Here is a 15,372-nt window from a genome sequence, read left to right as displayed (position 1 = left end):
GCCCTTTCTTTATTGGACTAAGGATTTGAGCCTGTATAGAGCTTCAAGTGCTTGGCGCGGTGACAAATCATCAGGGTTGATAGTATCAAGTTCTAACTCAATGGCGCTTGGCTGTGGCTCAGCAGCCAATAAGTCGAGTTGATTGTTCGAATTAGCGCCATTAAGCGCAGGCTGTTGCTCTAATTGTTTTAGCTTACGCTTGGCATTATTGATTACCGCTTTTGGTACGCCCGCTAAGGCCGCAACCTGTAAGCCAAAGCTCTTACTTGCAGGGCCTTCTAATACTTTGTGCATAAACGCAATTGTGTCATTGTGCTCTATCGCGTCTAAGTGCACGTTGACCAGCCCTGATTCTTGCTCTGCTAATTCAGTTAGTTCGAAATAGTGCGTGGCGAACAGGGTTTTAGCGTTAATCTGATGCGCTAAATAATCCGCAGTTGCATAAGCCAAAGATAGACCATCGTAGGTACTCGTGCCGCGACCAATTTCATCCATTAACACCAAAGAGTGCTGACTGGCGTTATTCAATATAGTGGCCGTTTCGGTCATCTCTACCATGAACGTTGAGCGTCCCGATGCAAGGTCGTCACTGGCACCTATACGGGTGAATATACGATCCACCAAGCCGATGTGTGCACGTGCCGCTGGAACGTAACTGCCGATATGAGCCATGAGTACAATCAGGGCAGTTTGGCGCATGTAAGTCGATTTACCGCCCATATTTGGACCAGTGATCATCAGCATTCGGCGCTTGCTATTTAAGCTCACAGGGTTGGCAATAAATGGGTCGCGCATCACCTGCTCAACCACAGGGTGGCGCCCTTCGCTAATGTCTATGGTGTCATCATCGCTGAGCTCTGGTTGGCAATAGTTAAGTGTTTGCGCACGCTCTGCAAGGTTATTAAGTACATCGAGCTCACTCAGTGCTGCGGCGAGTAGCTGCAGTTGATCAAGATAAGGAGCAATGAGGGTAAATAGCTCTTCGTACAACTGCTTCTCAAGCGCTAATGCCTGTGATTGGCTCTTTAATACCTTATCTTCGTGCTCTTTGAGCTCGGGAATGATGTAGCGCTCATTATTTTTGAGCGTTTGTCGACGGATATAATGCGCAGGCACTAAATGCGAGTTGGCGCGGCTAATATCAATGTAAAAGCCATGCACTTTGTTGTAGCCGATTTTTAACGTACTTATTCCCGTTGCTTCGCGCTCTCGTTCTTCAAGGGCTGTTAGTACGTCAGTTGCACCTTGCGAAAGGTTACGCCAGTGATCAAGCTCATCATTGTAACCTTGGGCGATTACTCCGCCGTCGCGGATCAGCACTGGCGGGTTATCGATAATTGCGCGTTCTAATAAACTCACGAGCGCATCAATGGGCTGACAGGCATCGCTTATTTGCGTCATGCGTCTTTGGGGCGAAGTGGCGATGATATCTTGCAGCTCTGGAAGTTGTTGTAATGCTGAGCGCAAACGAGAAAGGTCGCGTGGGCGCGCATTACCAAGCGCTAAGCGGGCAACAATGCGTTCTACATCACCGACATTGCGCAGCAAAGGCTGTAGTTCCATGTGCCAAGCGTTATCAATCACCTCACTGATGGCACCAAGGCGTAAGTTGAGCTCATCGCGACAGCGAATAGGGTTGTGAATACGGCGCTTTAATAGTCGTGAGCCCATTGGCGTGGCGGTTTTATCCAGAATTGCTGCAAGTGTGTTTTCAATTCCACCACTGAGATTTTGTGTCAGCTCTAAGTTTTTGCGCGTGGCGCTATCCAGTACAACCGCTTGGGCGTCTTGCTCGAGACTGATAGCTTTGATGTGCGGCAAAGCGGTACGTTGTGTATCTTTTACATACTGTAATAAGCACCCAGCAGCAACTAAGCCTAATTTGGCATCTTGAACCCCAAAGCCAATTAAATCTTGGGTAGCAAATTGTTGGCACAAGGAGGTGATGGCTGTTTCTAGATCGAACTCCCACTCTGGGCGACGACGAATGCCTTTATAATGCTCAATCAGTGACATATTGGTAAAGGTTTCTGGGTAGAGCAATTCAGCAGGATTTAATCGCTGTAAAGTCGATTTAAAGGCGTCGATGTCCGCGCATTCTACGATATGAAAACGGCCTGAGTTGATGTCCAGATAGGCTATGGCGAAGTGGTTGCTTTTGCCTTCATAAACACTCACTAAAAAATTATCTTGGCGCTCTTTAAGTAAAGCTTCATCAGTGATGGTGCCCGGTGTGACAATACGCACTACTTTGCGTTCAACGGGACCCTTACTGGTTGCAGGATCGCCCACTTGCTCGCATATAGCGACGGATTCACCTAATTGCACTAAGCGCGCTAAATAGTTTTCTACCGCATGGTAGGGTACGCCCGCCATGGGAATAGGTTCACCACCGGCTTTGCCGCGGTGCGTTTGTGAAATATCGAGTAATTGTGCAGAGCGAATGGCATCATCAAAAAACAGCTCATAAAAATCCCCCATGCGATAAAATAGCAAAATATCAGGGTGCTGAGCTTTTATGCGCAGGTATTGCTGCATCATAGGTGTTTGTTGTTTTATATTATCTTCGCTATAGAGATTCGCTGACATGCACTCACTCGATTAAGGATGGTTATGAATTTACAACAGAAGTTAGATGCTAATACGCAAACACTTGCTGCTCAAGTGGGCGCTATTTTAGCGGATAAGCAGATGATGATCACTACCGCTGAGTCATGTACTGGTGGCGGCATTGCCTATGCCCTTACTGACACCCCAGGAAGTTCGCGTTATTTCGCCCAAGGAGCGGTGACATACAGTAATGATGTGAAAGCTTCTTGGCTGGGTGTGAGTGAAAAAACACTGTATGAATTTGGCGCAGTGAGTGAACAAACAGTGCAAGAAATGGCACAAGGTGCAGCTAATGTCGCACAAGCGGACATTGCGGTTGTGACCTCTGGCATTGCAGGGCCTGATGGTGGCAGCGCAGATAAACCGGTGGGTTTAGTGTGGTTTGCGGTGTTTTATAAGCAACGTGTGTACAGTGAAAAGCAGGTATTTAGTGGCAACAGAGCCGCAGTTCGCGAGCAAGCAATTGATCATGCACTGACCTTGGTATTAAAAATTTTAGAATCTGCTTGATACTGTAATTTCATACAGTATACTAGGTGACATTAAGCTAAGTTTGAAAAAGGCATTAAGCGAACTTAGTGTGGCAACTTAGCAGTCAATGATTTTGGAGATAACAATGAACGATAACAAACAAAAAGCCTTGAGTGCAGCACTATCACAAATTGAGCGCCAGTTCGGTAAAGGCTCAATTATGAAACTAGGTGATAGTCAGGCTTTGGATGTTGAAGCAATCTCTACAGGTTCACTGGGGATTGATATTGCATTAGGCATAGGCGGTTTACCGACGGGTCGTGTTGTTGAAATTTATGGTCCAGAATCATCAGGTAAAACAACCTTAACATTACAAGTAATCGCTCAAGCTCAACGTCAAGGCAAAACATGTGCATTCGTGGATGCAGAGCATGCGCTTGACCCTGTATATGCAGAAAAGTTGGGTGTTAATGTTGATGAGCTACTGGTTTCTCAACCAGACACCGGTGAGCAAGCGCTTGAAATCTGTGACATGCTAGTGCGCTCAGGTGCGGTAGATGTTGTTATTGTTGACTCGGTGGCAGCACTTACACCAAAAGCTGAAATCGAAGGTGAAATGGGTGATAGTCACGTAGGTTTGCAAGCGCGTTTGATGTCTCAAGCCCTACGTAAGTTAACTGCAAACATTAAGCGCTCGAACACGCTATGTATCTTCATTAACCAAATTCGAATGAAGATTGGTGTCATGTTCGGTAACCCTGAAACGACAACGGGTGGTAATGCACTTAAGTTCTACTCTTCAGTACGTTTAGATATTCGTCGCATTGGTTCTGTAAAAGACGGCGACGAGGTTGTGGGTAACGAAACACGCGTTAAAGTAGTTAAGAACAAGGTTGCACCTCCGTTTAAGCAGGCCGAATTTATCATCATGTACGGTGAGGGTATCTCAAAAGAAGGCGAGCTAATTGATTTAGGTGTGAAACACAAGTTGATTGAAAAGTCAGGTGCGTGGTATAGCTACAATGGCTCTAAAGTAGGTCAAGGTAAGTCTAACTCAATCAAATTCCTCAAAGAGAACGTGGAAATTGCTAATGAGATTGAGGGCAAATTACGTGAAATGTTGTTACTCAAAGCAACAATTCAGCCTGAAGAAGGTGAAGTAAACCCACTCGCTGCCGAAGCTGAAGAATAAGCAAAAAGTAAAGAATAAGAGTAAGTAAAACCAGCCTTTATGGCTGGTTTTTTTATGCGTAGCGGAATTAAAAAAGCCGCTTATTAGAAGCGGCTTGAGCGTTCAGTTGGAAAGGTTAAAACGCGTATTTTGCAGAGAACTGCAGTCTGTCTAAGTCACCATCTGCACCACTTTCGGTTTCGCGCTCAGCGTGTTTATATTCCACACCGAAAGTGAGTTTTTTGACTGGCGAGTATAATAAGTTGGCACTGTAACTCATGCTACTTTCGGTAGGGTTGCCGCTAAAGGCCAGTAAATCGGTGTTGTTGTCAGCTTCGAAGAATGAGTAAAGGAAGGTTGAGCGGAACTGCTCATTCCAATGGTGTTGATAACCAATAAAGCCAGAGGTTGAATCAATTGCATCTATGTTTGAACCGTCATATACCGCGCCATGTGCGACATTGAGACCAACGTAACGGCCTAGTCCAGAGCCTTGAGTTACCATAAATTTAATGTTGTTCTTGCCCGATACATTAAATTTACCCGAGACACTGACGCCAAATGATGAAGTAGTCTCGTCAGCACCACCTTGCTTATAAGTTAATTGGCGGGCGAGCGCGGTTACAACCACTTCCCCCCAATCAGCTTTGTGATTGTATCGTGCGGTGAAATCAGGTATCCCTGCATCGTCCGTTTCAACGCGTGCGCCGTTAACGGTAATGGTGCTTTCAGGGTTCTCTAGCGAGAAAGACCAGTTACCTGTACTGTAACGTATTTGTGCTTGGCGGTTGAACACTGTGCCCTCTGCTGGACCTACGAAATCAAGGGTCTCAGGTAAGGCACCGACATTTTGGAAGTTCGACCAGGCTTGTCCGAATAGCCATCCGTCGTACGTGATGTAGGCTTGTCTTATGCGTGGGGAGTAGGAGTTGGTCACACGTTCGTTGCCGCCAATTGAGGCGATAAAATCAAGCTCTATTTTGGTGTTAACCGACTTACCATTATCCAGCTTGGTGCTGGTGCCAAAATTGAATCGTGATTGGCGTGCATGCATATCGAATACGGCGTCACTGTCGGCATCATCACCGACTGGGGTGGTGCTTGGCACATAAAAGTCGCGACCAATACTATCCCCAGAGATAGTTCCTGCAGAGAAATCGCTCCACATAGCATCAAGTTTCACGTAGCCGCCGTAGCTTACACTCGTGTCGCCAATATTTGCTGCATAAGCTGATGACGTTGCAGCGCATACCGCAGCTGCCACGAGTGTTTTTGTTATCAATTTGCGTGTTGTCATAATCTTGTCCTGTTTCAAGCTAGCCATGCAAACATGGTCGCTGAAGCATTTTTGAGCAATTATCTATTGGTCTTACGACTAAGGTCTTAACCTTGAAAAAACCTCACTAATAAAGGCATTGGCAGTGCTGTTGCGCATGTGCTTACATAAAGAAGTAAATCTTATACTAAGGTCTAATGTTGCAACGTGCGGTGCTGGGTAATGCTTTGCTCAGGCCCACAGGCATGCCAGTAGGCAACAAATTACATGGAGACAGATATGTCACAGAGCATTTACCCGGTTTTTGAGAGCGTCAAAAACACCGCATTAGTCGATAACGAAAAATATAAAGCACTGTATGAGCAATCCATTGCAGACCCAGAGGAGTTCTGGGGCGAGCATGGTAAACGCCTTGACTGGTTCTCACCTTATAGCAAGGTTAAAAACACCTCATTCGATAAAGGTCATATCAGCATTAAGTGGTTTGAAGATGGCCAACTCAATGCATCATACAACTGTATTGACCGTCACTTGAAAGATAAAGCCAACAAAACAGCACTGATCTGGGAAGGGGACAATCCAAATCAAAGCGAGCACATCAGCTATCAACAAGTGCATGATGAGGTGTGCAAGCTTGCCAATGGTTTGCGTAAGCTGGGTGTAAAGAAGGGGGATCGCGTCGCTATTTATATGCCAATGACGCCACAAGCCGTCTATGCGATGCAAGCATGTGCCCGAATTGGTGCGGTGCACTCCGTGGTGTTTGGTGGCTTCTCGCCATCAGCTATTGCCGATCGCATTAATGACAGCGGTGCGAAAGTCGTGATCACTTCGGACGAAGGGCGTCGTGGTGGTAATTGCGTACCTCTTAAAGCCAATGTTGATGAAGCGGTTAATCAAGACAGTGTGACCACAATTGAGCACGTAATCGTGCACCAACTCACCGGTGGCGACGTGGAGTGGCACGACCATGACGTATGGTGGCATGAATTAGTAGCCGACTTACCAGCTCAATGTGAGCCTGAGGTCATGGATGCTGAAGATCCACTGTTTATTCTTTACACCTCAGGTTCTACGGGCAAACCTAAGGGGGTCGTCCACTCTACCGGTGGGTACTTGGTTTACAGCTCAATGACACACGAATATGTCTTTGACGTACACGGTGATGATATTTACTGGTGTAGCGCGGATGTGGGTTGGATCACCGGGCATAGTTACATTGTTTATGGCCCTATGGTGAATGGTTGCACACAAGTGATCTTTGAAGGTGTGCCCACTTACCCAAGTGCTGGACGCATGGGTGAGGTGGTTGATAAGCACAATGTCACTATTTTATACACTGCGCCAACCGCAATTCGCGCACTGATGGCCAAAGGCGATGAGCCAACGGCAACATCAACGCGTTCATCACTGCGCATTTTGGGCTCAGTGGGTGAGCCTATCAACCCAGAAGCGTGGGCATGGTACTTTGAGCACATTGGTAATGGGCAGTGCCCCATTGTTGATACGTGGTGGCAAACTGAAACCGGTGGCATCATGATCACGCCGCTACCCGGTGCAACGGATATGAAACCGGGATCGGCAACACGTCCTTTCTTCGGTATTTCACCTGCATTGTTTGATGCTGAGGGTAACAACCTTGAAGGGGCCGTGGATGGTAACCTGGTGATTCTTGATAGCTGGCCGTCTCAAGCACGAACTGTGTACGGTGATCATGACCGTTTCGAGCAAACCTACTTCTCGGCATATCCTGGTGTGTATTTCACCGGTGATGGGTGTCGTCGTGACGAAGACGGTTATTATTGGATCACAGGGCGAGTAGATGACGTGCTAAACGTGTCTGGCCACCGCCTTGGTACCGCAGAAATCGAAAGTGCGCTTGTTGCTCATGAGGCGGTCGCAGAGGCAGCGGTCGTCGGTTATCCGCACGACATTAAAGGTCAGGGCATCTATGTATACATCACCCCGAATGACGGTGTTGTTGTGAGTGATGAGTTGACCAAAGATGTCCGCAATTGGGTGCGCAAAGAGCTCAGCCCAATCGCATCACCAGATATGATCCAATGGTCGCCGGGCTTACCAAAAACACGCTCAGGTAAAATCATGCGTCGAATTCTGCGTAAAATTGCCGCTAATGAGCATCAACAGCTTGGAGACACCTCAACACTTGCCGATCCAAGTGTGGTTGATGAGCTGATTGAAAATCGCTTGAATCGATAATTAAGAGTTAATACCTTGATTATTTTACGATTATGAACATAGACTATCGGCTGTTACGTTAACGTGACAGCCGATTTTTTAGGAGCGAACAATGAGTCAGTTTTTAATAGCCGATGACCATCCGTTATTTAGAGAAGCACTCAAAGGGGCACTGACAAAGCAGTTTGAGCCATTGGAAATACTTGAGTCTGACACCTTCGACACCACGCTTGCTGTGCTTGAGAGCCATGAAGATCTTGATATTCTGTTGCTTGATTTGCACATGCCTGGCAATGGTGATTTGTATGGGTTAATTCGTATTCGCGAAGATTATCCCGATTTGCCCATTGCCGTGGTATCTGGCAGTGAAGATTTACATGTCGTATCGAAAGTGATGGGGTATGGCGCTATGGGTTTCATCCCTAAGTCTTCGTCAGCCCAAGAAATTGCCGCTGCAATTAATGAGATACTTGAAGGTGATACTTGGCTTCCTGAGAATATCAAAGATAAGGTGCAAGCGATCAGTGGCGAAGAAAGAGAGCTTGCCGCGCAAGTATCGTCGCTAACACCGCAGCAATATAAGGTGCTTAGCTACTTGCATGAGGGCCTATTGAATAAGCAAATCGCCTATGAGCTTAATATTTCAGAGGCTACTGTAAAAGCCCATATTACCGCTATTTTTCGTAAATTAGGGGTGTATAACCGTACTCAGGCGGTGTTAATTGCCTCAAAACTGCAATTAGAGTCTTTGGAAAATCAACAACAAGAAACACACTAACAGCACCCCATTTGGCAATCCCTCTGATGGATTGCCGGTGGGTTTAAGGTTTATTCGAATACCACAGTACGATTAGCATTGATAAACAGCTTGTGCTCAGAGGCTAACTCAAGGGCCTGACAAAATACCTGTTTTTCCACATCGCGCCCTTTCTTTGCCATGACTTCTGCTGTATCAGCGTGCGTTACAGGGCGCACTTGCTGCATGATTATTGGCCCTTCATCGAGCTCATTGTTCACAAAGTGTGCCGTGGCGCCAATGATTTTCACTCCGCGTTCGAATGCTTGATGATAAGGCTTAGCGCCAATAAATGCAGGCAAAAACGAGTGATGGATGTTAATGATGCGCCCTTCAAAGCGCCTCACAAATTCAGGACTCAGAATACGCATGTATTTGGCAAGGCCAATCAAATCCGGGTGATATTCAGTTATTTTATCTGCCACTAATTGGTCATGCTCTGCGCGACTTAGACCTTGATGACTGATGCAGTGAAAAGGGACGCCAAAGCCTTTTGCAAGAGGTTCTAAATCAGGGTAGTTGGCTATCACGGCCAATACATCTATGTTCAGAGCTTGTTCAAAACACTTTAATAACACGCCACCTAAGCAATGCGCTTCTTTGGTTGCCAACAACACCACCTTAGTCGCTTCTGTGCCATGCAACGAGACAGATGAGCCCTGCGGCAAGCTGTGCTCGAGCTTGGTTAGTAAGTCTACATTGCGAAAGTCGCCATCGAGCTCGGTGCGCATAAAAAAGCGGCCATGCGCTTTATCAACAAACTCATTATTGCGGGTAATGTTCAGACCATGCTCAAAGCATAAACTGGTAATTTTGGCTATTAAGCCTTCTTCGTCTGGGCATTGTGCCAGTAAAACCTTCTTCATATCCTCATTCCTACTGCTTACATGTGCAAGTGACGCCAACATGGCGTGAATGCAGCAAATACTCATCAGCATAAATATCTGATCACATATGTATGCTGGTATACGCATTATGCGCAGACTTTTTCGGTACGAGCAATGTGGCGCTTATATGCTTTGGGGTGCTGTTGTAACTTGATGTTCTAAGGACGAGGCGCGAAGTGATTATACTCGCGCCTTGTTGTTATAAAGAGTGGTTGAGTAACGATTTTAACTTGGCTGGTTTCACAGGCTTTGACAAGTAGTGTACAGCCATTGCTTTGGCTTTATTTTTAAGTTCATCATCACGCACCGCAGTAATCAAAATCGCAGGAAGGGGGCCGCGGATGTCTCGAATTTTACTAATGAGCGCGAGTCCATCTATGTCCCCTCCAAGTTGATAATCCATTAAAATAACGTCAAATTCATGGTCGCTGTTGGCCATTTCTAGGGCCGCATCAGCGCTTTGGCAGGTATGGCACTGGGCTCCCCACTTACCCAGTAAATGGGTCATTGCCTCGATATTGGCAACTTCATCATCTACGACCAGCACTTGATAGTGCGTTTGTTTATTCACTGCATTATGGTTTGTTTGTGACTGCAAAATGCGCTGCTCACTACCGTAAGGCACTTCAACTTTAAAACAACTGCCTTTACCTAAATTTGAGCGCATGATCAGTCTATGAGAGAGCAAGTCTACCATACGTTTAACCACACCTAGGCCAAGTCCAACCCCCTTGTTATCGCCAGATTCCACGCGATAGAAGTCATCAAAGATCTTATTTTGTTCGTGTTCACTGATCCCAAGCCCGGTATCCCATACCTCAATGCTTAAGTGGTGCTTACGCTTTCTGCATGCCACTAATACTTTGCCTGACTCGGTGTATTTGACCGCGTTAGAGACTAAGTTTTGAATGATACGTCTTAGATAGGTGATGTCACTGTGCACCACCGCATTCGTGGAGCGCAACTCAAGTTGTAAGCCTTTGTCTGCACATAAAATAGCGTATTCGTTAATCAGTGGTGTGAGGATATCGTCGATATGGAAATGTTTTGGCGTTGGCTTCATTGCCCCTTGATCAAGCTTAGCGATATCTAACAAGGCCGACATCAAATGCACTGTGCTGTCTAGGCTGGCGCCAAGCTTTTCTATGCTACCTGCATTGTGTGCACTGAGTTCTTTATCATCTATCGCTGCAAGGTATAACCGCGCAGCATTAAGAGGCTGTAAAATGTCATGACTTGCCAGCGCCAAGAAGCGGGTTTTACTGTCATTGGCTCGTTCAGCCTCGAGCTTTGCAGCTTTTAATGCTTGCTCTGTTTGTTCTCGACTGGCAATTTGCGCTTTGAGGTCTTGGTTCATAGCTCGCACTTCTTGAGTACGTGCTTCAATGCGGTTTTCCAAGTCCATGTTGATTTCTTCAAGCGCGTTTTGTGTCTCCATGTGAACCGTGATGTCTGAAAAACTGGTTACAAAGCCGCCATCAGGTAAGGGATTACCAATCATTTCAAATACCTGCCCATTGCGACGATGACGAATGAAATGGTGCGGCGAGCCATTGCGCAGGTGGCGAACGCGCTTTTCTACATGCGCTTCTATTTCTCCGGGTCCACATTCGCCGCGTACGGCGTTATAGCGAATCACCTCTTCAATGGGTTGCTCTTGTTGTAAAAACCCCTCTGGGTAGTCAAACATTTCAGCGTAGCGTTTGTTCCAAGCAACCAGGTTTAAATCTTTATCAACGACTGAAATACCATGACTGAGATTTTCTAATGATGTGAATAATAAGTTCTGATTAAAGCGCAGCGCTTGCGTAGTTTCGTCAAAAAAGTTAACCACCTCTTCAAACGCCAAGCGTTTTCCTGCGGCCACTGTCTGGATTAGGGCTTGTGCGCTAGAAGCACCCAGCACCCCTGTTAGGGCACGCTCACAATAGGCAATAAACTCGTTAGACGGAGGGGTGTTGTCTTCTCCCAATGCTTCGGTGAGCTGGTAATGGGCGAGGACTTGAGTACTTCGTTGTGCTCCCAAAAATGTTTGCAACAGCACTTTAAAGTCATACACCGTGGCATCAACACTTTTATTTAGGCGTTTGGCGTAAGTGAGCTGCTCCATTGGATTAACAAACGCCGCGGCTTGAATACGATCAATAAGGCGCTCTTGCGCCCCTAAAGAAAAGCTAATGTAACAACAGATATTGGCAAACAGCGCTAATAGCGTACCTTGGGTGATAAGCGTCTGTTGACCGATGGTATCTAAGGTGCCATTGGCATCCATAATCGGCATCAATAAAAATAACAGCCAACATACGACCCCCGCTGTCAGTCCTGCATAAACACCATAAGCATGACCTTTGCGCCAATATAATCCGCCAACAATGGCCGGTAGTAATTGCGTCACCAAAGAAAACGCAACCAAGCCCATTGATGCGAGGGTTTCACCTTGTCCAAACCACTCTTGGTACAGATAAGAAAGTAACAGTATCGCTCCTATGGTGAAGCGTCGTACGAGTAAAATGCGTGAGCGATAGCTGCGATTTAATTGATTGCGACGAAACTTTCGTTTGAGGATCAGTGGCAATACTACATCGTTCGAAATCATGGTGCTCAGAGTGAGTGTCGCGACCACAATCATTGCTGTAGCCGCGGATAGTCCACCTATAAATACGAAGGTTGTCATTGCCCAGTGGCCGCTTTGCAAAGGTAAGGCAAGTACAAAACTGTCGGCGCTATGGCCTTGACCTATCTCGGGCATAATAGCTGCGCTGGCAATAGGTAGGATCATGCCCGCAGTAAGAATTAAATACAGAGGAAATGCCCAGCGTGCAGTGCGTAAATGTTTGATGTCTTGGTTATCAACAACTGTGACATGAAATTGTCGTGGTAAACAGATGATGGCGGTTGCTGCCATCAAAGTTTGGCCAACAAAGCCAAACGTCATCACCGGCGCGTCTTGCCAATGTTGCCACACTTTGTCGAGGGTAACTGCCTCTGGCAAAGAATATAGGGTGTACAAGGCAAGGGCAGCAACTACGCCCAGAGCCACTAATTTAACAACCGATTCAAACGCTACGGCAAGCATTAAACCCGAGCGGTATTCTGTGACATCAACTTTTCGCGTACCAAAAAATATCGCGAATATCGCCATCACTAGCGCCCCACCTAAGGCTAATGTTTGCCCTGAAATTTGCGTGTCGTCAGCAAGTAAGAAAAAACTATTCGACAGCGCTTTGAGTTGCAGCGCAATGTAGGGAATGGTCGCCAGCAGGGCGATGAAGGTGACTAGCATCGCCGTGAGTTGACGTTTGCCATAACGGGCTGAAATGAAGTCGGCAATGGTGGTGATGTTTTGCTTTTTACTCACTAATACCAGCTTTCGTAAAAAGCCTTGGAAGAACACAAAGAGTAACACTGGCCCAAGCAAAATTGGCAGATAATTCCACCCGCTACTGGCTGCGGTGCCCACGGCGCCATAGTAAGTCCAAGACGTGCAATAAATGCCTAATGAGAGGGCATACACAAATGGGTGATGGCTAATATAGCGTGCCCAAGGCGTTGTTTTGTCGCCCCAGTTTGCCAGCCAAAAAAGTACACCAATGTAGGACAAAGAAACCAGTATTAAAGCAAGTGTCATGGCTTAGGTCGTTATTTTTATTAGTGCTTTTACCATAGCAAAAGCCCTTGATGATTAGCAGTGATTTTATACTCTAAAACCTTAATACCGAGGCATATTAGACTAATGTATTACATGCTGCCTTACTCGATAATCGCGTCGATTTACAGTCGTAAAAATAGCATAAACCAATGATAGTTATAGCTTTTACTGGTTTTTTCTGTGAGTGGTTAATTTTTTGTTACGACTAAGGTCGAAATTTCCTCTTGCCAAAGCATTGCTAGATTCAATAGTGACGATAACAACCGATCATGCCTTGGCGCATGATGTAAAGGGGATACAAAATGGCTTTTAAAGATGCAGAACATGCCAAAGCCTATTGGAGTGAAAACCTAAGCCTCGTGTTTAAACTACTCGCGGTCTGGTTTGTCATTTCATTTGGTTGCGGCATTTTGTTAGTCGACGTGCTCAATGAAGTACATTTCTTTGGGTTTAAATTGGGCTTCTGGATTTCTCAGCAAGGCGCAATTTACACCTTTGTGGCTCTTATTTTTGTCTACGCATACAAAATGAATGCGTTAGATAAGAAATACGGCGTAGACGAATAAGGAGCTTTATGATGGATGTTCAAGGTTTTACGTTTCTAATTGTTGGTTTGAGCTTTGCGATGTATATCGGCATCGCAATTTGGGCTCGAGCTGGCTCTACAAATGAATTCTATGTCGCCGGTGGTGGGGTTCCGCCCGTAGCTAATGGTATGGCTACTGCGGCAGACTGGATGAGTGCCGCATCGTTCATTTCCATGGCGGGTATCATCTCGTTTGCAGGTTATGATGGTGGTGTATACCTCATGGGGTGGACCGGTGGGTATGTGTTGTTAGCCCTTTGTTTAGCGCCTTACTTACGTAAGTTTGGTAAGTTTACGGTGCCAGATTTCATCGGTGACCGTTACTATTCTCAAGCAGCCCGTATCGTGGCGATTATCTGTGCGATTTTCATCTGTTTCACATACATTGCAGGCCAAATGCGTGGTGTGGGCGTGGTGTTCTCGCGCTTCTTGGAAGTAGACATTGAAACTGGCGTATACATCGGTATGGTGATTGTATTCTTCTACGCTGTACTCGGCGGTATGAAAGGGATCACATACACCCAAGTGGCTCAGTATTGTGTTTTAGTATTTGCATACCTAGTTCCTGCTATTTTCATTTCTTTGATGATGACCGGGCATTTGCTACCTCAAACGGGCTTTGGCGCGACGCTCTCTGATGGCTCGGGCATGTATTTGCTCGATAAACTCGACGGACTGAGCACCGAACTCGGATTTGCCCAATATACTGAGGGGTCCAAGAGCATGATTGACGTGTTTGCAATCACCGGAGCCCTCATGGTTGGTACCGCTGGTTTGCCACACGTTATTGTTCGCTTCTTCACGGTTCCTCGCGTGCGTGACACCCGTATCTCAGCGGCATGGACCTTGGTATTTATTGCAATTGTATACACTACGGCACCTGCTGTTGCATCGTTTGCCCGTGTAAACATGATTGATACTATCAATGGTAAAGACGGTAGCGGTACGCTCTACGAAGAAGCGCCACAATGGATTAAGAATTGGGAAAGAACGGGCCTTATTGCTTTCAATGATAAGAATGGCGACGGTCGCATGTTCTACGCAGCAGGCAAGATTGATGACCCTGCAAGCGCGAACGAAGTGAAAGTTGACCGCGATATCATGGTATTAGCAAACCCTGAAATTGCCGACTTACCAGCATGGGTGATTGCACTGGTTGCTGCTGGTGGTATTGCCGCGGCTCTGTCGACAACCGCAGGTTTACTGTTGGTCATTTCAACGTCAGTGTCTCATGATTTGCTCAAACGCACCTTGAAACCTGATATTAGCGACAAGCAAGAGCTGTTAGCTGCACGTCTTGCGGCCATGGTGGCCATTGGTATCTCGGCATACTTCGGTATCAACCCGCCTGGGTTTGTGGCCTCGGTGGTGGCGTTCGCCTTCGGCCTAGCTGCTGCGAGTTTCTTCCCTGCAATCATTATGGGTATATTCTCTAAGCGCATGAATAAAGAAGGTGCTATCGCTGGTATGGTAACCGGTATTGGTTTCACCGCGGCATACATCATCTTCTTCAAGTTTGTAAGCCCTGAGTTGAACAGCCCTGAACACTGGTTCCTCGGTATTTCACCGGAAGGTATTGGTATCGTGGGTATGGTTGTTAACTTTGTTGTTGCAGCCGCAGTTCAGCGCATGACAGCGGAAACACCAGAAGAGATCAAAGAGATGGTTGAAGGTATCCGTAACCCTAAAGGTTCTTCAGCAGCTCACGCTCATTAATTCATATCATT

Annotated in this window: 10 protein-coding genes; 6 read left to right on the top strand and 4 right to left on the bottom strand. The window is 46.4% G+C overall.

The window, feature by feature from the left end:
* Positions 1 to 9: 9 nt before the first annotated feature.
* Positions 10 to 2,589: a DNA mismatch repair protein MutS gene (mutS, locus tag AAEU32_RS02720; RefSeq protein WP_421968985.1), complete on the bottom strand. Its 2,580-nt coding sequence runs from the start codon at positions 2,587 to 2,589 to the stop codon at positions 10 to 12.
* A 24-nt stretch (positions 2,590 to 2,613) separates the two neighbouring features.
* Between mutS and AAEU32_RS02715 the strand changes: the two genes are divergently transcribed.
* Together AAEU32_RS02715 and recA are read left to right on the top strand one after the other, a co-directional pair.
* Positions 2,614 to 3,120 carry a CinA family protein gene (locus AAEU32_RS02715; protein WP_421968984.1) on the top strand — a complete coding sequence of 169 codons (507 nt, stop codon included), beginning with the start codon at positions 2,614 to 2,616 and terminating at the stop codon, positions 3,118 to 3,120.
* 106 nt (positions 3,121 to 3,226) lie between these two features.
* Positions 3,227 to 4,273, top strand: a complete 1,047-nt coding sequence (recA, locus tag AAEU32_RS02710; protein WP_421968983.1) for a recombinase RecA — start codon at positions 3,227 to 3,229, stop codon at positions 4,271 to 4,273.
* A 115-nt stretch (positions 4,274 to 4,388) separates the two neighbouring features.
* Here recA and AAEU32_RS02705 read toward each other — a convergent pair whose 3' ends face one another.
* Positions 4,389 to 5,549: a DcaP family trimeric outer membrane transporter gene (locus AAEU32_RS02705; protein ID WP_421968982.1), complete on the bottom strand. Its 1,161-nt coding sequence runs from the start codon at positions 5,547 to 5,549 to the stop codon at positions 4,389 to 4,391.
* 258 nt (positions 5,550 to 5,807) lie between these two features.
* Here AAEU32_RS02705 and acs point away from each other — a divergent pair, with 258 nt between their 5' ends.
* Both acs and AAEU32_RS02695 read left to right on the top strand, forming a co-directional pair.
* Complete coding sequence (gene acs, locus AAEU32_RS02700; protein WP_421968981.1) at positions 5,808 to 7,748, top strand: acetate--CoA ligase; 1,941 nt, start codon at positions 5,808 to 5,810, stop codon at positions 7,746 to 7,748.
* 91 nt (positions 7,749 to 7,839) lie between these two features.
* Positions 7,840 to 8,505, top strand: a complete 666-nt coding sequence (locus AAEU32_RS02695; protein WP_421968980.1) for a LuxR C-terminal-related transcriptional regulator — start codon at positions 7,840 to 7,842, stop codon at positions 8,503 to 8,505.
* A 50-nt stretch (positions 8,506 to 8,555) separates the two neighbouring features.
* On the opposite strand, the gene purU is transcribed toward AAEU32_RS02695, so the two are convergent.
* Both purU and AAEU32_RS02685 read right to left on the bottom strand, forming a co-directional pair.
* The gene (gene purU / locus AAEU32_RS02690) at positions 8,556 to 9,389 is read right to left on the bottom strand and encodes a formyltetrahydrofolate deformylase (protein ID WP_421968979.1); all 834 of its coding nucleotides are present in this window, start codon (positions 9,387 to 9,389) and stop codon (positions 8,556 to 8,558) included.
* A gap of 220 nt (positions 9,390 to 9,609) precedes the next feature.
* Entirely contained in the window at positions 9,610 to 13,038 is a 3,429-nt protein-coding gene (locus tag AAEU32_RS02685; RefSeq protein WP_421968978.1) for a PAS domain-containing hybrid sensor histidine kinase/response regulator, read from the bottom strand.
* Between the two features lie 323 nt (positions 13,039 to 13,361).
* Here AAEU32_RS02685 and AAEU32_RS02680 point away from each other — a divergent pair, with 323 nt between their 5' ends.
* Positions 13,362 to 13,625 (top strand): DUF4212 domain-containing protein, encoded by a 264-nt coding sequence (locus AAEU32_RS02680; protein ID WP_421968977.1) that lies wholly within the window; start codon positions 13,362 to 13,364, stop codon positions 13,623 to 13,625.
* Positions 13,626 to 13,636: 11 nt separating this feature from the next.
* Complete coding sequence (locus AAEU32_RS02675) at positions 13,637 to 15,361, top strand: sodium:solute symporter family protein (RefSeq protein ID WP_421969050.1); 1,725 nt, start codon at positions 13,637 to 13,639, stop codon at positions 15,359 to 15,361.
* The last annotated feature ends 11 nt before the right edge of the window (positions 15,362 to 15,372 follow it).

The sequence above is a fragment of the Pseudoalteromonas maris genome, from assembly GCF_049257235.1.
GTDB lineage: Bacteria > Pseudomonadota > Gammaproteobacteria > Enterobacterales > Alteromonadaceae > Pseudoalteromonas.
Note: the sequence above shows the minus strand (reverse complement) of the source record. Positions and strands in the feature narration are given on the sequence as shown.